The following is a 21,355-nucleotide window of genomic DNA, read 5'->3' on the forward strand; positions in this document are numbered from 1 at the left end:
GCGTTGGGGCGTGACAGGCGACGTCACGAGATTTCTCCCTTCGGTCGAAATGACAGTCGGAAGTGTCATTTCGACCGAAGGGAGAAATCCGGTATCCGAAGCCAGCGCCGTCGCCCCCTTCGTGACCTCGAAGGCGCAGTCAATCCGCCGTCACCAGCACCGCATGCCGATCGCGCAGCTGCGCATACACCTCGTCGGTCTGCGGCCGCACGCCATGCCACAGCGCGAAGCTCTCCGCCGCTTGCTCGACCAGCATGCCCAGGCCGTCGATCGCCTCGTGCGCGCCGTGCGCGCGCGCCCAGGCCAGGAACGGGATCGCGGCCTCGCCGTAGCTCAGGTCGACCGCGCTGCTGCGCGGACCCAGCAGCGACATCGGCAGGCGCGGCAGCGTGCCGTCGCGCCCGGCCGAGGTGGCGTTGATCAGCAGGCTGAATTCGCCCAGCGACGGCAGGTCGGCGAGGTAACGCGGGTGCACGCGGCCGGGCTGGCCGAGCGCGTCGGCCAAGGCGTCGGCGCGTTCGGGCGTGCGGTTGACGATGAACAGGTCGCCGATGCCGGCATCGAGCAGCGAGGGCGCGATCCCGCGCGCGGCGCCGCCGGCGCCGATCAGCAGGGTGCGGCGCTGGCGCAGGTCGAGGCCGTGGCGCTGGGTGAGGTCGCGGACCAGTCCCGCGCCGTCGGTGTTGTCGCCGTGCCACTGGCCGTCGAGCCGGACCAGGGTGTTGACCGCGCCGGCGCGGCGCGCGCGCTCGGTGGTGGTCGCGCTCAGCGCGAACGCCGATTCCTTCAGCGGCAGGGTGACGTTGGCGCCGAGGCCGCCGGCGGCGGCGAAGGCTTCCAGCGCGTCGAAGAAGGCTTCGTGGGTGGCGTCGATCGCCTCGTAGCGCAGGTCGATGCCGGCCTGTTTCCCGAACGCGGCGTGGATGCGCGGCGACAGCGAGTGCGCGACGGGATGGCCGAAGACGGCGTAGTGCTTGCTCATGTCGGACGGACTCCCGTTCGTGGCTCCCCGCCCAGAGTCTAACCGCAGGCCGGCGGGGTCAGCGCAGGGTCCTGGCGTAGACGTGCTGGGTCTTGAGCAGCGCGTAGCCGAGGCCAGGGTAGAAGGCGTGCGCTGCGTCCCGGGTCACGCTGGAGCGGACCAGGACGCGCTCCACCCCGCGCCGGGCGGCCCAGGCCTCGACCGCCGCGACCAGGCGCGTGCCGAAGCCCTGCCGGCGCAGGGCTTCGTCGACCACCAGCGAGGTCAGCTCCACCCATTCGCCGAACGGCAGCAGCAGGCGGTGCTCGGCGGCGGCGAACCCGCACGGCCCCGCCTCGCCCTCGGCGACGAACACCGCGTGGCTGGCGAGATCCAGGATCCGCCCCAGCCGCGCCGGCAGGCCCGCCAGCTCGGTCGCGCCGCCCAGTTGGCCGGCCAACCGGGCGATCGCGGCGATGTCGTCGCTGGTGGCGCGGCGGATCATCCGTCCTCGCGCAGCCAGCGCGCCGCGTCCAGCGCGAAATAGCTCAGCACGCCGTCGGCGCCGGCACGCTTGATCGAGACCAGCGCCTCCAGCGCGCAGGCGCGCTCGTCGAGCCAGCCGTGGCCGGCCGCGGCCTTGAGCATCGCGTACTCGCCGCTGACCTGGTAGGCGAAGGTCGGCACGCCGAAGGCGTCCTTCACCCGGCGCACGATGTCGAGGTAGGGCAGGGCCGGCTTGACCATCACCATGTCGGCGCCCTCGTCGAGGTCGAGCGCGACCTCGCGCAGCGCCTCGTCGGCGTTGGCCGGGTCCATCTGGTAGGTGGTCTTGTCGGCCTTGCCGAGCGCGGACGCCGAGCCGACCGCGTCGCGGAACGGGCCGTAGAACGCGGAGGCGTACTTGGCGGCGTAGGCGAGGATGCGGGTGTGGACGTGGCCGGCGTCCTCCAGCGCGACGCGGATCGCGCCGATGCGCCCGTCCATCATGTCGCTGGGTGCGACCACGTCGGCGCCGGCGCGCGCGTGCGACAGCGCCTGCTGCACCAGCGCCTCGACGGTGGCGTCGTTGGCCACGTAGCCGCTGTCGTCGAGCAGGCCGTCCTGGCCGTGCGCGGTGTAGGGGTCGAGCGCGACGTCGGTGATCACGCCCAGCTGCGGGAAGTTCGCCTTCAGCGCGCGCACCGCGCGCTGGCACAGGCCCTCGTCGTCCCAGGCCGCGGCGGCGTCGAGCGACTTCGCCTCCGGCGCGGTGACCGGGAACAGGGCGAGCGCGGGGATGCGCAGCTCGCTGGCGGTTTCGGCCACGCGCAGCAGTTCGTCGATCGACAGGCGCTCCACGCCCGGCATCGAGGGCACGGGCGCGCGGCCGGCGGGCTCGTGCACGAACACCGGGTAGATCAGGTCGTTGGCGCTGAGCACGGTCTCGCGCATCAGCCGGCGCGAGAAGTCGTCGCGGCGCATCCGCCGCAGGCGGGTATCGGGGTAGGCCATGGCGCGATTCTACGCGCCGGGGCGTGGCCGGGCGCGGGACGGAATGTCCGGGTGCGGTCCGCAACAGGTCGGGGCTTGCCCCGACGCCCGGCCATCGTCGCGATCCCGATGTCGGGGCATAGCCCCGACCTACAGGACCCCGCCGCCCAGGCCCAGCCGCCAGATCGCCACGAAGATGACGATGCCGTTGATCACCAGCCCGGCCTTGGCGCGGCCGCGCCGGCCAGTGCGGGTGAACAGCACGCCGATCGCCGCGATCACCGCGCCGACCGCGGCGAACGGGATCAGCAGCCAGTTGGTGATGCCGATCACCGGGATCAGCGCCAGGATCATCCACAGCATCGCCACGATGCCCCAGAGCAGGCTGATCAGTCCCATGGTTTCAGTCCTCCCGTGACAAGCCGGATGCTTGTGCGTTCACGACGGCAGGTGTGGGCGGATTGTGACCGGGGCAAGTGGAGGGCTTGGTCTCAGGGGGCGGAGGAAGATTTCTCCCCCGGATCAAGTCCGGGGTCGAAATGACAGAATTCCGGTCGGGATGACATCCTGTCGGATGGCGTCAGGCGTCGTGCACGCCGTCGATCTCGACCGCCAGTTCGCGCCGGCAGATCGCCGCGTGCAGCAGGATCCGCGGTACGCGGTCGCCGAAGCGGGCGTCGAGGGCGGCGGCGACCGGCGCCAGGTCGGCGCGGTCGCGGACGTAGACCTTCAGCCGCGTACCCGGCCCGAACTGCGCCGGCAGCGCCGGATTGCGCGCGCGCGCCGCGCCCAGCAGGGCGTCGAAGTTGGCGAAGGTCTCCTCGAGCTGGGCCAGCAGTTCGCCGGCGTGCTGCGAGGCGTGGCCGACCACCGCCGCGGTGCCCGAAAGCAGCAGCGGCATCGCGCTGCCCGGCGGCGGCAGCATGGCGCGGGCGAAGCTCGGCGGCTGCGGGCCGTATTCGCGCGGGTAGCGGTAGGCGCTGACCTGGCGCGGGTTCTCCACCGGCGTGCCCGGTTCGCGCGCGGCCAGCCAGTAGACCTGGATGGTGCGCGCGTCGTCGCAGCGGCCGATGGCGGTGGCCGCGGGCAGGGTGCTGGTGTCGAAGTCGCCGAGCCCGCGCGCGCGGCCGACGCAGAACTGGCGATAGCGCTCGCCGTCGCCGTCGCCGAGGGTGATGGCGTCGAGGTAGTTCCACACGCGCAGCAGGCGTGGATACTCGCTGCCGCCGACGAAGTGCGTCAGCGCGCGATAGGCGTGCTCGGCCGCGAGCATGATGCCGCTGTTGTCGCCCTCGCCGGTGTGCCCGGCCGGCTCGTCGACCTCCATCGCGCCGAACAGCAGCTGGCCGTCGCTCGACCAGGCGATCTCGCCCCCCGCCTCCGCGGGGGCAGGCGTGCGTCCGCTGCGCACCGGCGCATGCGCACGCCACACCTCGAGTTGCGCCGGTCCGTGCGTCTGCAGCGGCACGCGCAGGTAGCGCGGATCATCCAGCCGCGGCGCGTCGTCGCCGAAGCCGAGCAAGGCCAGCACGTCCGGCTGTGCCAGCAGCTGTGCCGGCGTCGCGTCGGCGACGTAGTCCACGCTCAGCCGCGGCGGGAAACCCGGCGATAGCGGCACGGGGCGGCTCACGGGTTGCCCTCGTGCAGGGTATCGCCGGCGAACTGTTCGCCGACCTGGCGGCGGCGATTGCGCCAGCCGCGCAGCGCCTGCGGCGCGATCGCGATCGCGTTCAGCGCGTAGAGCAGGCGGAATGCGTACAGCCGCCAGCGCACGGCGCGATTGTCGAACACGTCGCCGGCGAGCATCGAGATCACCGCCTGCTCCAGCCGCCAGTCGTTGCGCGGCGCCGAGAACAGGCGCTGCATCACCGGCGTGGTGAAGCGGTGGATGAACCACGAGAAGTGCTTCAGCCCGCGGCGCAGGCGCCGGTCCATCGCCCGCTGCAGCGCGGCCTCGCGCGCGGGCTCGCGCAGCGTGCCGTCGACCACCTCCACCGCGTGCTCGGCGCTGTTCATGCCCAGGTACACGCCGGAGGAGAACACCGGGTCGATGAAGGCGAAGGCGTCGCCCGCCATCACCCAGCCGGGACCGGACATGCGGCTGCACTGGTAGGAATAGTTGCCGGTGGCGTGCACCGGCGCGACGCGCTCGGCGCCCTGCATGCGCTCCCACACGCTGGGGGTGCGCTGCAGGGTCTGCATCAGGAATTCTTCATTGGAGCGGGCTTCGTTGCTGCCGCGGCGCTGCTTGAGGTATTCGGGGAAGCAGACCGCGCCGACGCTCATCACGCCGTCCGGCAGCGGGATCAGCCAGTACCAGCCGTACTCGAAGCGGTCGACGGTGATGTTGCCGGCGTCCTCGCCCTCGCGCTGCGTCACCCCGCGGAAGTGGCTGAACAGCGCCGCCGACTGGTGCCTGTCGCTCCTGCGCTTGAGCTTGAAGGTGTTGCCGAGGAAGGTGTCGCGGCCGCTGGCGTCGACCAGGTGGCGCGGGCGGAACGCGAGCGCGGCGCCGTCCGCGGCGGTGGCGTGCACCAGCGCCGGGCGGCCGTCGTCGCCGAAATCCACGCGCACCACCTTCACCCGCTCGCGCGCATCGACGCCGCTGGCGCGGGCGTGCTCGAACAGCAGCTGGTCGAACTCGGCGCGGCGCACCTGGAAGGCGTATCCGAACTTCGGGTCCAGCGCGCGATCGAAGCGGAACACGTGGGTGCCGCCGTCGGCCGGGGTGCCGGTTCCGTGCACCGGGAAATCGGCGCCGGCCTTGTACACGCCGATCGCGCGCACCTGCTCCAGCACGCCCAGGCGCTCGAGGATCGGCAGGTTCATCGGCAGCAGCGATTCGCCGATGTGGAAGCGCGGGTGGGCGTCCTTCTCCAGCTGCACCACGCGCCAGCCGCGGCGCGCCAGCCCGGCCGCCGCGGTGCTGCCGGCGGGGCCGCCGCCGATGACCAGGACGTCGCAGTCCTCGATGCCGGTCGGGGCGGGGGCGGGCGGGGCGGGGCTGGCCATCGAGCTGCGGGTCTTCGCGTGCATGCGTGGAACGGGGTGCGCATGATAGCGGACGCCCCCGCGGCCTTCCCGGTGGCGAACCGCCGGCCGCGGCGCCCTGCCTGAACGGCGCCCGCGCTTGCGCCGGGCGGCGCGATGCACGATTGTTGCGGCCCTGTCCGATTAGCCACGATGCCGATGTCCCCGCAAAACGACGCCGAACGCGAACTCGCCGAACTGCTGGTCGAAAGCCTGAACCTGGACGGCGTGGCCGCGGACGGGATCGACCCCGAGGCGCCGCTGTTCAACGCCGGGCTGGGGCTGGACTCGATCGACGCGCTGGAGCTGGCGCTGGCGATCAGCAAGCGCTACGGCTTCCAGCTGCGCTCGGACAGCGACGAGAACCGGCGCATCTTCGCCTCGCTGCGGGCGCTGTCCGAACACGTCCAGCAGCACCGCACGACTTGACCCTCGCGCTGCAGATCGTCCTGGCGGTGGCCTATGCGCTGCTGGCGCACGGCGCCAGCGCCGGCGGCGACGCGCGGTTGGCGTTCGCCGCCCTGCTGGTGCTGGTGGCGCTGGTGCTGGTGGCGCCGCTGCTGCGGTTGCGGCCCTGGGCCTTCGCGCTGGCGGCGGCCTCGGCGGCGGGCGCGTGGTGGCTGTTCCGGGCCGGGCTGGCGGCGCTGCCGCTGCTGCTGGTGCCGGTGGTGTTCGTCGCGTTCGTGGCCTGGCTGTTCGGGCGCAGCCTGCGGCCGGGGCGGGTGCCGCTGATCGTGCGGATCGTGTCCGGGCTCGACGGCGTGCCGCCCGAGCGCCTGCCCGTCGACGTGGCCCGCTACGCGCGCGGCCTGACCGCGGTCTGGGCCGGGCTGCTGGCGCTGCTGGGGCTGGCGAACCTGGTGCTGGCGCTGCTGGCCAGCCCGGGCGGGCTGCTGGCGCAGGCCGGGGTGGCGCCGCCGTGGCCGATCACGCATGCGCAGTGGTCGTGGTTCGCCAACCTGCTCAACTACGGCATCGTCGGCGGTTTCTTCGTGCTCGAGTTCCTGTGGCGCAAGCGCCGCTTCCCCGAGCGCCACCACGGCTTCATCACCTTCCTGCGCCGGATGGGCGCGCTGGGGCCGGCGTTCTGGCGGGATTTCCTGCGCTGAGGCGCTCCGCGCTTCAGGCGCCGGCGCGGGGGGCGACGGTATCCTGTGCAACCACGAAGGAAAGAGGGACGGAAGGGATGCGCCACGAGCGGGGACGAGGGACGTGATGCGATGGCTGCACAGCGCGATCGGGTTCGCGTTCACCCTGGCATGGACCGCGGGCTGGATCACGCTGGCGCTGCTGGTGCGGGTGTTCTCGGGGCCGCAGGCGCGGCTGCCGCTGCGCATGGCCGCGCGCTGCTGGGCGCCGGGCCTGCTCGCGGGCGCGGGGGCGTCCCTGCAGGTCGAGGGCCAGGCGCGGATCGACTGGTCGAAGCCGCACCTGTTCGTCGCCAACCACCAGTCGGTGATCGACATCTGCGCGCTGTTCCGCGCGATCCCGGTGCCGCTGCGCTTCCTGCTCAAGGAAGAGATGAAGAAGATGCCGTTCGTGGGCTGGTACGCGGCGGCCACCGGCATGCTGTTCATCGTCCGCGACGACCGCCGCGCCGGCCCGCTGCTGCGGCGGCAGGCGGCGGCGATGCTGGCGCGCGGGCAGAGCCTGTGCCTGTTCCCGGAAGGCACGCGCAGCCGCAGCGGCGAGGTCGCGCCGTTCAAGGCCGGGGCGCTGCAGTCGGCGATCGATGCCGGCGTCGAAATCGTGCCGGTGGCGCTGCACGGCGCCGGCCAGGTGCTGCCGGCGGGCGGCTTCCGCGTGCGTCCGGGCACGATCCGGCTCGGCTTCGGCACGCCGCTGCCGGTGCGGGTCGACGGCCGGCCGGTGCCGCGCCAGGCGCTGGCCGAACAGGCGCAGGCGCAGGTGCTGGCGATGCTGCGCGACTGGGCCTGAGGCGGCGATGGACTTCGTGATCGACCCCGACCACCCGAGCCTGCCCGGCCATTTCCCCGGGCGTCCGGTGGTGCCGGGCGTGGTGGTGCTCGACCGCGTGGTCGCGGCGATCGAGGCCGCGCACGGCCCGCTGCCGCCGCTGCGCCTGCCGCAGGTGAAGTTCCTGCAGCCGCTGCTGCCGGGCGAGGCGGCGAGGATCGAATTCGAGGCGGTCTCGCCGTCGCCGTCGCCGCGCTGGCGGTTCCGCGTGCTGCGCGCAGGAGCGACAATCGCCAGCGGGGAAGTCGTCGCCGGGGCGGCGGGGGAAGCGGCATGAGCGTGGACTGGAAACGGCGGCCGGAGGGCGGCGGGCGCTTCGCGCTGCGGCTGATCCTGGCGATCGCGCGTTTCGCCGGGCGTCCGCTCGCGCGCCTGCTGCTGTACCCGATCACCCTGTACTTCCTGCTGCGGCGCGGGCCCGAGCGACGCGCCTCGATCGCCTTCCTCGACCGCGCGCTGGGACGCCCGGCGCGCCTGCGCGACGGCGCCCGGCACGTGCACACCTTCGCCTCGACCATCCTCGACCGGCCGTTCCTGCTCGACGGCGGGGAAGCGCGCTTCGACATCGCCGTCAGCGGCCTCGAGGCGCTGGCGGCGAAGGTCGACGAAGGCCGCGGCGTGCTCCTGTTCGGCTCGCACCTGGGCAGCTTCGAGGTGCTGCGCGTGCTCTCGCGCCAGCGCCCGGGGCTGAAGCTGCGCGTGGTGCTGGACAAGGCGCAGAGCCGGGCGCTGACGCAGCTGCTCGACGCGCTGGCGCCGGAGTTCGCGGCCAGCGTGATCGACGCCAGCCAGGATGGCCCGGCGCTGATGCTGCAGATCCAGCAGGCGGCCAGCGAAGGCGCGCTGGTGGCGCTGCTGGTCGATCGCAGCCTGCCGGGGCAGGCCTCGGCGCTGGCGCCGTTCTTCGGCGAGCCGGCGCCGTTCCCGCTGGCGCCGTGGCAGATGGCGGCGGTGCTGAAGCTGCCGGTGGTGCTCGGCTTCGGCCTGTATCGTGGCGGCAACCGCTACGCGCTGGCGTTCGAACCGTTCAGCGATCCCGTCGACCTGCAGCGCGGACGCCGCGACGAAGCCCTCGGCGCGCTCATCCGCGGTTACGCCGCGCGGCTGGAGCATCATGCCCGGCAGGCGCCCTACAACTGGTTCAACTTCTACGATTTCTGGCATGTCGACGAACACGCTCCACGATCCGCGCATTCCGCGCCCGGCGGCGATCCGGGGCCGGTGGCGATGGCTGCCCGCCTGCCTGCTGGCGATGGCGCCGTCGGCGTGGGCGCAGGCCGGCCCCGATAGCGACGCGATCCTGCGCGCATTGGCGCGCCCGGTGCCGGCGACCACGCCCTTCGTCGAGGTGCGCGATTCGCCGATGCTCAAGGCGCCGCTGCGCCTGTCCGGCGAGTACCGCCGCCCCGACGCCGACACCCTGGTGCGCGAGGTGCGCGCGCCCTACGCCGAGACCACCACGATCCGCGGCGGCGAGGCGACGATCGCGCGCGCCGGCAAGCCCGAGCGCCGGTTCGCGCTGTCGCGGGCGCCGGAACTGGCGGCGCTGCAGACCAGCTTCGGCGCGCTGCTCTCGGGCGACGCCGGGGCGCTGCGCCGGCACTACATCCTCGACGCGCAGGGCACGCGCGAACGCTGGGCGCTGCGCCTGGCGCCGCGCGATCCGAAGCTCGCTGCGCGCCTGCGCGAGATCCTCCTGCACGGGCGCGGCGACGAACTGCGCTGCATCGAAACCACGCCGGCCAGGGGCGAGGCGCAGCGCACGCTGATGGCCGCCGCCGCCGAAGCGGCCACCCGCGCCGGCGACGCCGCCGACATCGCGGCCCTGTGCCGCGGCGACGGCGACGCCTGACGTGGCCGCGATGGGCGCGCGCGCACGCCTGGCCCACGCGCTGGCGTGGCTGGCGCTGCTGCTCGCCGCGGGGTGGTGGGTCGCGCAGTCGCTGTCCTTCAGCGGCGACCTGCGCCGCTTCCTGCCCGATGCGCGCACGCCGGAACAGAAGCTGCTGATCGACGAACTCGGCGAAGGCCCGGGCTCGCGCCTGCTGCTGCTGGCGCTGTCGGGCGACAATCGCGAAGCGCTGGCCGCGCGGTCGCAGGCGATCGGCGAGGCACTCGCGGCGGACGAGCGTTTCGTGTTCGTCGCCAACGGCGCCAGCGCCGGGCTCGACGCGATCCCGGAGCGGCTGCGGCCGTACCGCTACCTGCTCTCGCCCACGCTCGACACGCAGGCCTTCGACGCCGGTTTCCTGCGCGACGAACTCGACGCGCGCCTGCAGGACCTCGGCTCGCCCGCGGCCGACCTGGTCGAACCGCTGCTGCCGTCCGATCCCACGCTGGAAACGCTGAAGCTCGCCGAGGCCTGGCTGCCCGCGCACGCGCCGCAGACGCTGCACGGCGTCTGGTTCGACCGCGCCGGCGAGCAGGCGCTGCTGCTGGTGGAAACGCGCGCGGCCGGGTTCGATCCCGACGGACAGCGGCAGGCGGTGGATGCGATCGAGGCGGCGTACGCGCAGGCGCGCGGCGACGCGGCGGGCGCGCTCGAGGTCAGCGGCCCCGGCGCCTTCGCCGACGAGATCGGCGCGCGCACCGAGCGCGAGGCGCGCTGGATCGGCACCGTCGACAGCATCGGTTTGATCCTGCTGCTGCTGCTGGCCTACCGCAGCTGGAAGATCCCGCTGCTCGGCGTGCTGCCGCTGGCCAGCGCCGGGCTCGCGGGACTGGCCGCGCTGGTGCTGCTGTTCGGCGACCGCGTGCACGGCATCACCATCGCTTTCGGCTTCACCCTGATCGGCGTCGTGCAGGACTACCCGATCCACTTCTTCAGCCACCAGCACGCCGGCCTGTCGCCCTGGCGCAGCGTGCGCGCGCTGTGGCCGGCGCTGGCGACGGGCGTGGCGTCCACCTGCATCGCCTACGTCACCTTCCTGTTCTCCGGCGTCGACGGACTGCGCCAGCTGGCGGTGTTCACCATCGTCGCGCTCGCCACCGCGGCGCTGTGCACGCGTTTCCTGCTGCCCGGCCTGATCGATCCCGCGCCGCGCGACGTCGCCGGTTCGCCACGCCTGCAGGCGCTGTGGCACCGGATCGATACGCTGCCGCGGCCGCGCTGGTCGCTGCTCGCGGTCGCGCTGGTCGCGCTGGCGGTGGTCGCGTGGCGCCCCGGCGCGTTCTGGCAGAACGACCTGTCCAAGCTGACGCCGGTGCCGGAACCGCTGCTGCAGCGCGACGCGCAGCTGCGCGCGGAGCTTGGCGCGCCGGACGTGCGCTACGTGCTGGCGCTGCAGGCGGCCGATGCGCAGGCCGCGCTGCAGGCGAGCGAACGGCTGCGCCCGTCGCTCGATGCGCTGGTCGATGAAGGCGCGATCGACGGCTATGACCTCGCCGCGCGCTACCTGCCGAGCGCAGGCGTGCAGCGCACGCGCCAGCAGAAGCTGCCCGCGCCCGCGGACCTGCGCGCCGCGCTCGATGCCGCGCTCGCCGACTCGCCGTTCCGGACCGACGCCTTCGAGGATTTCGTCGCCGACGTCGAACGCGCGCGCCAGGCCGAACCGCTGCAGCCGCGCGACCTCGACGGCACGCCGCTCGCGGCCAGCGTCTCCGGCCTGCTGGTCGACGCCGGCGCGCACGCTACCGCGCTGGTCTCGCTGAGCGGGCTGGCCGACGTGGCCGCGGTCGCGCGCGTGGCGGAAGCCAACGGCGCGCGCCTGCTCGACCTCAAGCAGGCCTCCGAATCGCTGGTGGCCGACTACCGCACGCGCATCCTCGGCGCACTGGCGCTCGCAGCGCTGCTGCTGGTTGGCACCGTCTGGATCGCGCTGCGTTCGCCGCGCCGGGTCGCGCGCGTGCTGCTGCCGATGGCGCTGACCACGCTGCTGGTGCTGGCGGTGCTGCGCGGGTTCGGGGTCGAACTGACCCTGTTCCACCTGGTCTCGCTGATCCTCGGCGCCGGCCTCGGCCTCGACTACGCCCTGTTCTTCGAGCATGCCGGCGACGACCGCGACGACCAGCTGCGCACCCTGCACGCGGTGATCGTCTGCAGCCTGATGACCCTGCTGGTGTTCAGCCTGCTGGCGCTGTCGTCGATCCCGGTGCTGCGCGCGATCGGCAGCACGGTCGCGCTTGGGGTGCTGTTCAATTTCGCGCTGTCGCTGCTGGTCGCGCGCCAGCCGGCCGCTGCTACGGTTGCTGCGGACGCCGCGCGACGATGAGCCAGTTGTTGAACGGCGTGTTGCCGAACCACGGCCGGATGTCCGCGGCCAGTCCCGCGGCCTCGAAGCGGGCGCGCAGTTCGTCGATCGCGGGATAGTGCTTCGGCCGGTCCGGCATCCAGCCGACCAGCGCGGCGAAGCGGTCGCCGAGGCGGGTGCGGCGGATGCGGGCGCCGCCGTCGTCGAGCGCGGCGCGCATCACCAGGGTCGCGCCGGGCGCGAGCATCGCGATCGCGGCGTCGAGCAGGACCGCCTGCTGTTCGCGGGTCAGGAACTGCAGCACGTCGAGGATCGCGACGCTGCCCGCGTGCGGCGGATAGCCGGCGGCGAGGTCGACCACGTCGAAGCGCACGTCGGCCAGCCCGGCACGGCCGGCGATGCGCTGCGCGCGCGCGATCTTCGGCGCATCGATGTCGACGCCGGCATAGGGCATCGCCTGTCCGTCGGCGCGCAGCGCGTGCGCGAGCAGGCCGAGGCCGCAGCCGAGGTCGAGCAGCGGCGCGCTGCTGCCGCGCAGCGCGGCGAGCACGCCGGGGTAGAGCGGATCGGTGCGCAGCTTGGCCAGCGTGTAGTAGTAGTCGTGGCGGTTGCCGAACGGGCGCGCCGGCAGGAAGGCGCGCGCGATTCCCTTCGCGGTCGCGGCGTCGAGCGGCCGCGCGGTGTCGTCAGTCATGCGCGGACAGTAACCGACGCGCGACCGGCCGCGCCAGCCGCGTCCATTCGGCGTACATCGCGGCCGACGGATGCAGGCCATCGTCGGCGAGCATCGCGACCCCGCCGCCCAGCGCGCGGCTGGCCGGCGTGATGTCGACGAAGGCCACGCCGCGCGCATCGCAGGCCTCGCGCGCGGCGGCGTTGAAGGCGTCGAGTTCGCGCGCGATCCGGTCGCGGTCGCGACCGGACTGGATCGCGAACGGGGTCACGCCCCAGTCCGGGATCGACAGCACCAGCGCGCGATCGGCACGGCCGTGCGCGAAGCCGACGGCGCGCGCGAGCAGGGCATCGAACCCGTCGCGATAGTCGGCGACGTCGCGCCCGCGGTACTGGTTGTTGACACCGATCAGCAGCGAGACGAAATCGAAGGCGCCCAGGGGTTCCGCGGCATCGATCGCCGCCGAGAGCTCGTCGGTGGTCCAGCCGGTGGTGGCGATGATCCGCGGATCGGCGAGCGCGATGCCGTCCGCGCGCAGCGCGCGCGCGAGCTGCATCGGCCAGCGGCCGGGTTCTTCGACGCCTTCACCGATGGTGTAGCTGTCGCCGAGGGCGAGGTAGCGCAAGGAAGGAGCGGTGGGTGCGGACACGGCGCGAACGACAATCCGTGTGTCATCCCGAACGAAGTGAGGGATCTGCCTTTTCCCGGGGCAGATCCCTCACTTCGTTCGGGATGACAATGCGGGCGATACGGGCGTCGGCATCGCCGCTGCAGCCAAGCGCAGGGTGATTCCTCACGCCGCCGGCCGCGCCTTCTTCTTCATCGGCACCACCTTGCCGTGCGCCTGCGCGCGGCGCTCGAGCACGTGGTCGATGCGCGCGAACACCTCGCGCACCACGTCCGGCTGCGGCAGCAGCGTGGTGCGGAAGTGGTTGCGGTAGGGCACGTTGAAGCTGGTGCCGGGCACGATCAGCACGTCCTGCGTCTCCAGCATCTCCAGCGCGAAGGCGTGGTCGTCGAAGCCCTGCGCGGCGGCGCCGACGACGCCGGGGAAGGCGTACAGCGCCCCGGCCGGCGCGACCAGCTTCAGGTGCGGGCTGGCCTCGCAGGCATCGATCACCGCCTGCCGCGCCTCGTACAGGCGGCCGCCCGGGCGGCACAGCGGGGTGATGGTGTCGGCGCCGGTGAGCGCGGCCTCGATCGCGAACTGGCCCGGCACGTTGGCGCACAGGCGCAGCGCGCCGAGCAGGTCCATCGCGTGGCGGAACTCGGCACTGCGCTTCGGATCGCCGGACAGCACCGCCCAGCCCACGCGCCAGCCGCAGGCGCGGTGGACCTTGCTCAGGCCGCCGAAGGACAGGCAGGGCACGTCGCCGGCCAACGGCGCGATCGGCTGGAAGGTGTTGCCGTCGTAGAGGATGCTGTCGTAGATCTCGTCGCACAGCAGCAGCAGGTTGTGTTTGGCCGCGATCGCGACGATGCGCTCGAGCAGCTCGCGCGGATACGCGGCGCCGGTCGGGTTGTTCGGGTTGATCAGCACGATCGCGCGCGTGCGCGCCGAAACCAGCGCCTCCATCTCCACCGGGTCGGGCAGGAAGCCGGTGGTCTCGTGGCAGCGGTAGAACACCGGGCGGCCGTCGTTGAGGATGGTCGCCGCCGACCACAGCGGGTAGTCGGGCGAGGGCACCAGCACTTCGTCGCCGGGGTTGAGCAGGGCGCGCAGCGAGATGTCGATCAGTTCGCTGACGCCGTTGCCGACGAACACGCGCTCGGGCGAGGCGTAAGGCGTACCGCGCGCGACGTGGTGCGCGGCGATCGCCTCGCGCGCGACCGGCAGGCCCTGCTGGTGGGTGTAGGGATCGGTGGCGTGGATGTGGTCGGCGATCGCGCGCTGCAGGTGCTCGGGCGCGCGGAAGCCGAACGCGCCCGGGTTGCCGATGTTGAGCTTGATCAGGCTGCGCCCCTGGGTCTCGAGCTCGCGGGCTCGCCGGGCCAGTTCTCCGCGGATCTCGTAGCGGACTTCGGACAGGCGTTCGCGGGTTTGCAGCGGCGGGGCGGACATGGCGCGCGGGTCGAGGGGACGGGTCGAGGGGAAACGGACGGATGCTAGCGGAAAACCGCCGCTGGCGCTGGCCGCGGGCGGGCCGGCGCCGGACCGGTTCAGCCGCCGGCGAAGGACGGACAGGCCGGGGCCGCCGGCACCGCCGGCGGGTCGGCCAGCAGGGGCATCAGGCTGTGCGCGGCGTGGCGGGCGACCTCGTGCAGCTCCCCGGCCGGCGTGGTGTCGCCCACCTCGTAGGTCACGGCCGGCGCGCCCAGGCGGCAGAACGCCCAGTTCTTGAACACCGGGCTGCGCGCGACGGAAGGCTTTTCCTCGATGTCGAAGCGCGCCTGCATGGCCGCCATCCACCCGTGCAGCACGCCGCCCGGCGCGCGCGAGGGGTCCTCGGCCACGGTGTAGAACACGTCGCGGAAGGTGGAATGGAAGTCGATGGCGAAGGCCACGCGGCCGGGGCCGATGCCGCGCGCGGCCAGCAGGTCGCGCAGCGCGCGCGTCTCCGGCTGCGCGAAGGGCCCCCAGTCGCGGTTGATGTCGACGCCGTTGGCGTTGCCGCGCCAGTGGCCCTCGACCACGCCGTCGGGGTTCAGCAGCGGCGCCACCAGCACGCGGACCTTGCTGCGGAACGCGCGCGCCTGCGGGGTGTCGGCGGCCAGCGTCTCGACGAAGCCCATCAGCGCCTGGGTGCCGGTGTTCTCGGGCGGGTGCTGGCGCCCGACCACCAGCAGCAGCGGTGCGTCGCCGTCGGCGCCGAATTCGAAGGCCTGCAGCGGGCGGCCCTGCACCGAGTGGCCGAACGCGTGCGGCTGCGCGCCCACCTGCGCGGCGACGCGCGTCGACCAGGCCTCGAAATCGCCGGGCAGGAACGGCGGCTGCGCGAACACGCGCAGTTCGCCCGCGTCGAGCTGCAGCCGCAGGCGCGCGTTGCCGTCGGCGTCGACCTCGAACGCCTGCGCGTCGGCCTCGCGCCAGTCGCGACCGTCGCGGCTGAGCTTGGGCGTGTAGCGATGGCGATAGCCGTGCGGATAGGAAAACCGCAGATCCAGCGCGCGCGGCGCGTCGCTGCGGATGCGCAGGCCGTACCAGGGGCTGGGATTGACGGGGTGGGTTTCCGGCGCGATGTCGATGCGGTAGAGGCCGTCGCCGAGCCGTTCCACGCCCGACAGGCGCGCCGCCGGCAGCTGGTTGTCGAAGCCGATGCCGTCTTCGTCGAAGCGCCAGGCGCGGTGTACCTGCGGTGTCGCACGCGAATCGTCCGTGGACGCGGTCGTGGCGGTCGCGGCCGGAGGGGCCGGCAGCTGGCGGGACGCACAGCCGGCCATGACGAGCAGCGCCAGCGCCGCGGGCAGCCAGCGCGTCGCGTGCGTGATCGCGCCGGCTTTCCGCTGCTGCGCGCGTCTGTCGGGGGAATGTGCCATCTCGAATCCGTGGAGGAGGTCGCTGCCCGATGGTCGCAGAAAGAAGCCTGTCATTTCGACCGCAGGGAGAAATCTTCTTCCCGTGCGTCGGAGGGGAGATTTCTCCCTGCGGTCGAGATGACACGGGCAGGGACACGCGATATGACACGGATAGGGACACGCGAAATGACGCGGGATCGCCGGTCACAGGCGTTCGCCACTCGAACCGGCGAAGCACCATCGCCAGGCCGCCGCACCGGCGGAGCGGTAGAATCGCGGCCATGACGATCCGCCGCGCCCACGCTTGAGTCCCGTGCCCGCCGAGCTGCAGGCGATCGGCTGGCGGGCCGCGGTCGATCCGCGCTGGCAGGCGGCGATGGACGCGCATCCGGCGGCGGTTCCGGCGCGGGTGGTCGAACAGCATCGTTCCGGCTACGTGGTGGCGACCGGCCCCGGCGACGGCGTCGCGGTGGAGTCGCTGCCCGAATGGCAGCGACCGGCCGGCTACCGCAAGGGCGCGGTGGCGCCGGAAGAGCGGCCCGCGGTCGGCGACTGGGTGCTGGTCGAAGGCGGCAGGCGCATCGTCGCCCTGCTGCCGCGCCGCGGCGCGATCAAGCGCGGCGCCGCCGGCGAGCACTACCGACAGCAGCTGATCGCCGCCAACGTGGATGCGGTGTTCGTGGTCTGCGGGCTGGACGGCGACTTCAATCCCCGCCGCATCGAACGCTATCTGCTGCTGGTGCAGGGCAGCGGCGCGCAGCCGGTGGTGGTACTGACCAAGGCCGACCGGCCGGATGCGGACGCGGACGCCGCGCGCGCCGCGCTGGCCGACATGGCGGCGCAGGAGGTGCCGGTGCTGGTGGTGAACGCGAAGGACGCCGCGGCGGTCGCGGCGCTGGCGCCCTGGCTGCGCCCGGGCGACACCGCGGTGTTGGTCGGCAGCTCCGGCGCCGGCAAGTCCACGCTCACCAACACCCTGCTCGGCAGCGAGCGGATGAAGACCGCCGCGGTGCGCGAGCACGATGCGCGCGGGCGCCACACCACCACCCATCGCGCGCTGATCCCGCTGCCCTCCGGCGCCTGCCTGATCGACACGCCGGGGATGCGCGAGCTCAAGCCCACCGGCGAGGAGGAGCTCGCCGACGGCGGCTTCGCCGACATCGAGGCGCTGGCCGCGCAGTGCCGGTTCCGCGACTGCGCGCACGGCAGGGAGCCGGGTTGCGCGGTGCGCGCCGCGATCGGGCGCGGCGACCTCGACGAAGGCCGCTTCCTCAACTACCTCAAGCTGCGCGACGAAGTCGCCGCCGCGTCGGACCGCCTCGCGTCGCGGCTGGCCGACAAGCAGGGCGTGAAGGTGCTCACCCGCGCCCTGCACAAGCGGCTGGACGACAAGTACGGCAAGCACTGAGCGGTGGACGCCGGTTCGCCCGATATCGTCCACCATGCCGCGCTCGACGCGCGCATGGTCAAGGCCGCGCGCGGGATCCGGGTGTTGACGCTGGCGAGCTGGCCGGCGTCGGTGGAGCGCGGTTTCCTCGCCGACCTTGCGCACGGCGACGCGCGGCCGCCGCGGGTCGACTATCCGCGCCATGACTTCACTGATGCGCGCCGCGAGCTGCAGGCCGTCGCCGACGCCGCCGATCCGGCGCATCCGCTGGGCCGCTACCTGGTCGAGTCGGCCCGCCAGTGGGACGTCGCCGCGCGCATGCTCGAGGCGCTGGGCACGGCCACGGCCGGCGCGCTGTCGGTGTCGCTGTACGGGCATCCGGGCGATCCCCTGCCCGGCGGCGGGCCGACCACGCGCGATGCCGCGCGGCACTTCATCGACATCGCCGGCGAACTCGACCGCGAACTGCTGGCGCCGGAGGAACAGGTCGCGATCTCCGCCACCGCCCTGCAGCTGCAGCTGCAGAACGCCCTCGATGACTTCTTCGGCGAGCGCGTGATCGTGGTCGAGCTGGACCCGGACATGATCGCCAAGGCCGCGGCGGGCGCCTACCGCATCCGCCTGCGCAGCGGCGCGTCCTACAGCGACTACGACCGCCAGCAGCTGCTGCACCACGAGGCGCTGGTGCATTCGCTGACCGCGCTCAACGGCCGCGGGCAGGTGCTGCTGCCGAGCCTGGCGCTGTCCTCGCCGCGCATCACCTCCACCCAGGAGGGACTGGCGGTGCTGGCCGAGCAGATCACCGGCAGCATCGACATCGAGCGCATGAAGCGCATCAGCCTGCGCACCGAGGCCATCGCGATGGCGATGGAGGGTGCGGACTTCCTGCAGGTGTTCGGGTACTTCCAGGGTGCCGGGCAGGACGCCGCGGAAAGCTTCTCCTCGACACAGCGCGTGTTCCGCGGCGTGCCGACCACCGGCGGCGCGGCCTTCGCCAAGGACACGGTCTACCTGCGCGGGCTGGTCGAGGTCCACACCTTCTTCCGCCATGCGCTGCGCGACGGCCGCCTGCGCCAGTGCCGGCGCCTGTTCGCGGGCAAGATGACGCTCGACGACGTGCAGGCCTTCGATCCGCTGTTCGACGCCGGCGTGCTGCAGCCGCCGCGCTGGCTGCCCGACTGGGTGGCGCGCGCGAACGGACTGGCCGGGCTGCTGGCGTTCTCGCTGTTTGCCAACCGCATCCGGCTCGACCGGTTGTCGGGGGCGTAGCCCCGACCTACGGGCTGGCGCCGACTCCCGGCGCCACGGACACCGTCATTCCGGCGAAAGCCGGAATCCATTTTGACGTTGATCCTTCGCGAAGGAACCAACAGCGGAAAATCAAGATGGATCCCGGCTTTCGCCGGGATGACGGGGGATGGAGTGCAGCGGGTGACGGAGTGCGGCGGATGGACAGAATGCGGCGGGTGGACAGCGTCAGCGCGGCAGCGCTCCGGCCGCGCGCGCGTCGCGCAGGGTCTTGGCGAACACCGTCAGGAATCGGCGCGCGGCCTCGGAGGGCGGGCGGTCCTCGAGGTGCACGTACTGCACCTTGAAACGCAGCGGCGGCGAGAACGGGCGGTGCGAGGTGGCGGGATCGGTGCCGGCGCGCGCGGTGAACTCGTCCACGACCGCCATGCCGACGCCGTGCCGGGCCAGTTCGGCGGCGATGTAGAAGGTCTGGTTGGAGACGACCTCGTTCACCTCGACGCCCTGGCGCCGCAGTTCGCGGTTGAGCAGCTCGCCGACCGGGCCGCCCGTGGTCAGCCCGACGAGGTCCTGTCCGTCGAGGATCCGCAGCGAGACGTGCTCGCCGACGCCGGGCAGCGCGCCGGTGCGGAACAGCAGCATCAGTTCGCCGGTGTCGATGTCGCGGCGCTTCATCCGCGGGTGCGTGGGCGGGTCGTAGGCGATGGCGATGTCGCAGCTGCGCTCGTACAGCGCCTGGAACAGGGCGTCGTGGTGCAGCGTCTGCACGTCGAAGCTGATGTCCGGGTGGCGCTCGCGGAAGCGCGCGATCGCCAGCGGCGCGATGTGCAGGCCCAGCGAGGGCACCACCGCCAGCCGGATGCGGCCGCTGGCCAGGCCGCGCAGGTTGCCGACCGTCTTCTGCAGCGAGGTCAGCCGGCTGAAGACCTCGGAGACCTCGATGAACAGCTCGTGCGCCTCGTCGGTGGCGACCAGGCGACCGCGCACCAGCCGGAACAGCTCCAGCCCCAGCTGCTGCTGGGTGTGGTGCAGCACCTTGCTGACCGAAGGCTGCGACACGTGCAGCGCGCGCGCGGCGGCGCTGATGGAGCCGGTGGTGTAGACGGCGTGGAAGACTTCGATCTGGCGGAAGCGCATGGCGGATCGATGCTCGTGGAGGGCAGCGGACATGATCGCCGTCTCCGCCGCGCGTGTCGCGTGACTAAGGTCGCGCGGCCACGCCTTCGCGCCGCGGATCGGCCGCGCCCTCCAGCACGCCGCCACGCCGCGCCACGCCGTGCAGGCCCGAGTCCTCGCCGGCGCCCGCGACGACGTCGATGCCGAGCCCGGACAGCGCCGCGCGCAGCCCGGGCGAGAACGCGGTGGCCTCGCCGTTGAAGCGCTCGCCGCGCGCGACCAGGTTGGGCAGCGCGACCGCCTGCTGCAGCGGCAGGTCCCAGTACAGCCAGCCGACCAGGGTCTTGGCGATGTAGGCGGGAATGGCGTTGCCGCCCGGCGATCCGATGGCGCCGACGAAGCCGCCGTCGCGGTCGAGCACGATCACCGGCGACATCGACGAGCGCGGGCGCTTGCCGGGCGCGATCGCGTTGGCGGCCGCCGCGCCCGGGCCCCAGGAGAAATCGGTGAGCTGGTTGTTCAGCAGCATGCCGCCGACCACGCGCCCGGAGCCGAAATAGGATTCGATGGTGGTGGTCATCGACACCGCGTTGCCGGCGGCGTCGACCACGACGAGATGGCTGGTGCCGGCGGGTTCGGCGGTGGCGTCGGCATCGCGCGCGACCGCGCCGGCGGGCTGGCCATGCGCCGGAGCGCCGGGAGTCGCGCGCGGACCGATCAGCGCGCGGCGCGCGGCGAGGTAGGCGGGATCGAGCAGGCCCTCGACCGGCACCTGCGTGAAGCGCGGATCGCCGACGTAGTGGTCGCGGTCGGCGTACATCAGCCGGCTGGCCTCGGCGAACAGCCGCCAGGCCTGCGGATCGTCGGGGCCGCGCTCGGCGATGTCGGTGCCGTCGAGCAGCAGCATCAGCTGCAGCAGGCCGACGCCGCTGGCCGGCGGCGGCGCCGCGCAGAGGACGTAGGCGCGCAGTGGACGGCAGATCGCATCGGTGCGCTCGGCGACGTCTTGCCGCAGGTCCGCGCGCGTCACGCGCGCGCCGTGCGGTGCCTGGGCGATACGCGCGGCCAGCGCCTCGGCCAGCGGGCCGCTGCGCAGGGCCTCGGCGCCGCGTGCGGCGATCGTGCGCAGGCTGGCGGCGTAGGCCGGGTTGCGGAAGGCGTCGCCGACGCGCAGCGGCGCGCCGTCCGCACCCGCGAACAGCGCCACCACGTCGGGCGCGGCGGCCTGCGGGAAGTCGCCGGCGATGTGGCGATGCAGGCGTGGCGTCACCGCGAAGCCCTGCTCGGCGCGCAGCGCGGTGGATTCGAACAGGGTCGACCAGTCCAGCGCGCCGTGCGCGGCGTGCGCGAGTTCGAGCGCCTGCAGCGCGCCAGGCACGCCGGTGGCGCGGCCGCTGAGCATCGCCTCGGCGCGCGACAGCGCGCGGCCGTCCTCGTCGCGGAACATGTCCGGGCCGGCGCTGGCCGGCGCGCGTTCGCGGCCGATGTAGCTGTCGATGCGACCGGAAGCGGCGTCGTAGTGCAGCACGATCGCACCGCCCAGCAGCCCCGAGCTCTGCGGCTCGACCAGCCCCAGCATCGCCTGCACCGCGACCGCGGCATCGATCGCGCTGCCGCCGCGGCGCAGCACCTCCAGGCCGGCTTCGGTGGCGAGCGGGTGCGCGCTGCTGACCAGGCCCGCATCGCGCGCCTCCGCGGCGCCGGCGGAAGGCGCGGGCGCGGCGGTGCGGGCGCCGGTGCCGCAGGCGGCCAGGCAGAGGATGGACGCGGCCAGCAGCGCGCGGCACGAGCTGGCGAAGGAGGCGTGTGGCGAAGGCGAGGCCATGGGCGGATTCCGGCGCGAA

21 protein-coding genes are annotated in these 21,355 nt (G+C 73.2%); 9 read left to right on the plus strand and 12 right to left on the minus strand.

The annotated features are described in order from the left end of the window. Nucleotides 1-139: 139 nt before the first annotated feature. The 6 genes from aroE to FQY83_RS05545 form a co-directional block, all read right to left on the minus strand. Nucleotides 140-982: a shikimate dehydrogenase gene (gene aroE, locus FQY83_RS05520; protein WP_146385875.1), complete on the minus strand. Its 843-nt coding sequence runs from the start codon at nucleotides 980-982 to the stop codon at nucleotides 140-142. Nucleotides 983-1,040: 58 nt separating this feature from the next. Next, on the minus strand, nucleotides 1,041-1,466 hold the full coding sequence (locus FQY83_RS05525; RefSeq protein WP_146385877.1) for a GNAT family N-acetyltransferase: 426 nt from the start codon (nucleotides 1,464-1,466) through the stop codon (nucleotides 1,041-1,043). Continuing rightward, nucleotides 1,463-2,455, minus strand: a complete 993-nt coding sequence (gene hemB, locus FQY83_RS05530) for a porphobilinogen synthase (protein WP_146385880.1) — start codon at nucleotides 2,453-2,455, stop codon at nucleotides 1,463-1,465. The genes FQY83_RS05525 and hemB overlap by 4 nt, the downstream gene beginning before the upstream one ends. Before the next feature lie 129 nt (nucleotides 2,456-2,584). Next, entirely contained in the window at nucleotides 2,585-2,833 is a 249-nt protein-coding gene (locus tag FQY83_RS05535) for a hypothetical protein (protein WP_146385881.1), read from the minus strand. Between the two features lie 181 nt (nucleotides 2,834-3,014). After that, a complete protein-coding gene (locus FQY83_RS05540) occupies nucleotides 3,015-4,064 on the minus strand; it encodes a chorismate transformation FkbO/Hyg5 family protein (protein ID WP_192906671.1) in 1,050 nt (349 codons plus the stop codon). Further along, nucleotides 4,061-5,446, minus strand: a complete 1,386-nt coding sequence (locus FQY83_RS05545; RefSeq protein ID WP_146386344.1) for an NAD(P)/FAD-dependent oxidoreductase — start codon at nucleotides 5,444-5,446, stop codon at nucleotides 4,061-4,063. Before FQY83_RS05545 ends, FQY83_RS05540 begins: the two co-directional genes overlap by 4 nt. Nucleotides 5,447-5,623: 177 nt before the next feature. Here FQY83_RS05545 and FQY83_RS05550 point away from each other — a divergent pair, with 177 nt between their 5' ends. From FQY83_RS05550 to FQY83_RS05580, 7 genes are all read left to right on the plus strand, one after another. Then, on the plus strand, nucleotides 5,624-5,893 hold the full coding sequence (locus tag FQY83_RS05550) for a phosphopantetheine-binding protein (RefSeq protein WP_146385883.1): 270 nt from the start codon (nucleotides 5,624-5,626) through the stop codon (nucleotides 5,891-5,893). After that, the gene (locus FQY83_RS05555; protein WP_192906672.1) at nucleotides 5,890-6,573 is read left to right on the plus strand and encodes a COG4648 family protein; all 684 of its coding nucleotides are present in this window, start codon (nucleotides 5,890-5,892) and stop codon (nucleotides 6,571-6,573) included. The genes FQY83_RS05550 and FQY83_RS05555 overlap by 4 nt, the downstream gene beginning before the upstream one ends. Before the next feature lie 106 nt (nucleotides 6,574-6,679). Next, nucleotides 6,680-7,402 (plus strand): lysophospholipid acyltransferase family protein, encoded by a 723-nt coding sequence (locus FQY83_RS05560; RefSeq protein WP_146385885.1) that lies wholly within the window; start codon nucleotides 6,680-6,682, stop codon nucleotides 7,400-7,402. 7 nt (nucleotides 7,403-7,409) lie between these two features. Beyond that, nucleotides 7,410-7,718 carry an ApeI family dehydratase gene (locus FQY83_RS05565; RefSeq protein WP_146385887.1) on the plus strand — a complete coding sequence of 103 codons (309 nt, stop codon included), beginning with the start codon at nucleotides 7,410-7,412 and terminating at the stop codon, nucleotides 7,716-7,718. Continuing rightward, nucleotides 7,715-8,731, plus strand: a complete 1,017-nt coding sequence (locus FQY83_RS05570) for a lysophospholipid acyltransferase family protein (RefSeq protein WP_146385889.1) — start codon at nucleotides 7,715-7,717, stop codon at nucleotides 8,729-8,731. Before FQY83_RS05565 ends, FQY83_RS05570 begins: the two co-directional genes overlap by 4 nt. Then, a complete protein-coding gene (locus FQY83_RS05575; protein WP_146385890.1) occupies nucleotides 8,694-9,293 on the plus strand; it encodes a LolA-related protein in 600 nt (199 codons plus the stop codon). The genes FQY83_RS05570 and FQY83_RS05575 overlap by 38 nt, the downstream gene beginning before the upstream one ends. A gap of 10 nt (nucleotides 9,294-9,303) precedes the next feature. Further along, nucleotides 9,304-11,652 (plus strand): MMPL family transporter, encoded by a 2,349-nt coding sequence (locus FQY83_RS05580; RefSeq protein ID WP_146386348.1) that lies wholly within the window; start codon nucleotides 9,304-9,306, stop codon nucleotides 11,650-11,652. Here the strand turns inward: FQY83_RS05580 and FQY83_RS05585 are convergent. The 4 genes from FQY83_RS05585 to FQY83_RS05600 form a co-directional block, all read right to left on the minus strand. Beyond that, nucleotides 11,621-12,325 carry a class I SAM-dependent methyltransferase gene (locus FQY83_RS05585; RefSeq protein WP_146385892.1) on the minus strand — a complete coding sequence of 235 codons (705 nt, stop codon included), beginning with the start codon at nucleotides 12,323-12,325 and terminating at the stop codon, nucleotides 11,621-11,623. The two genes, FQY83_RS05580 and FQY83_RS05585, sit on opposite strands and share 32 nt — an antisense overlap. Then, nucleotides 12,318-12,953: an SGNH/GDSL hydrolase family protein gene (locus FQY83_RS05590; protein ID WP_192906673.1), complete on the minus strand. Its 636-nt coding sequence runs from the start codon at nucleotides 12,951-12,953 to the stop codon at nucleotides 12,318-12,320. Before FQY83_RS05590 ends, FQY83_RS05585 begins: the two co-directional genes overlap by 8 nt. Before the next feature lie 144 nt (nucleotides 12,954-13,097). Beyond that, the gene (locus tag FQY83_RS05595; protein ID WP_146385896.1) at nucleotides 13,098-14,366 is read right to left on the minus strand and encodes an aminotransferase class I/II-fold pyridoxal phosphate-dependent enzyme; all 1,269 of its coding nucleotides are present in this window, start codon (nucleotides 14,364-14,366) and stop codon (nucleotides 13,098-13,100) included. A gap of 98 nt (nucleotides 14,367-14,464) precedes the next feature. Beyond that, nucleotides 14,465-15,781: a M14 family metallopeptidase gene (locus FQY83_RS05600; protein WP_158636436.1), complete on the minus strand. Its 1,317-nt coding sequence runs from the start codon at nucleotides 15,779-15,781 to the stop codon at nucleotides 14,465-14,467. A gap of 283 nt (nucleotides 15,782-16,064) precedes the next feature. Here FQY83_RS05600 and rsgA point away from each other — a divergent pair, with 283 nt between their 5' ends. Both rsgA and FQY83_RS05610 read left to right on the plus strand, forming a co-directional pair. Next, nucleotides 16,065-17,168: a ribosome small subunit-dependent GTPase A gene (gene rsgA, locus FQY83_RS05605; RefSeq protein WP_146385901.1), complete on the plus strand. Its 1,104-nt coding sequence runs from the start codon at nucleotides 16,065-16,067 to the stop codon at nucleotides 17,166-17,168. Nucleotides 17,169-17,222: 54 nt separating this feature from the next. Then, the gene (locus tag FQY83_RS05610; protein WP_146386350.1) at nucleotides 17,223-18,416 is read left to right on the plus strand and encodes a flavohemoglobin expression-modulating QEGLA motif protein; all 1,194 of its coding nucleotides are present in this window, start codon (nucleotides 17,223-17,225) and stop codon (nucleotides 18,414-18,416) included. A gap of 207 nt (nucleotides 18,417-18,623) precedes the next feature. On the opposite strand, the gene FQY83_RS05615 is transcribed toward FQY83_RS05610, so the two are convergent. Both FQY83_RS05615 and FQY83_RS05620 read right to left on the minus strand, forming a co-directional pair. Continuing rightward, entirely contained in the window at nucleotides 18,624-19,565 is a 942-nt protein-coding gene (locus FQY83_RS05615; protein WP_146385903.1) for a LysR family transcriptional regulator, read from the minus strand. A 31-nt stretch (nucleotides 19,566-19,596) separates the two neighbouring features. Continuing rightward, complete coding sequence (locus FQY83_RS05620) at nucleotides 19,597-21,336, minus strand: gamma-glutamyltransferase family protein (RefSeq protein WP_146385905.1); 1,740 nt, start codon at nucleotides 21,334-21,336, stop codon at nucleotides 19,597-19,599. Between the last annotated feature and the right edge of the window lie 19 nt (nucleotides 21,337-21,355).

This window comes from Luteimonas marina (assembly GCF_007859325.1).
GTDB classification, from domain to species: domain Bacteria; phylum Pseudomonadota; class Gammaproteobacteria; order Xanthomonadales; family Xanthomonadaceae; genus Luteimonas; species Luteimonas marina.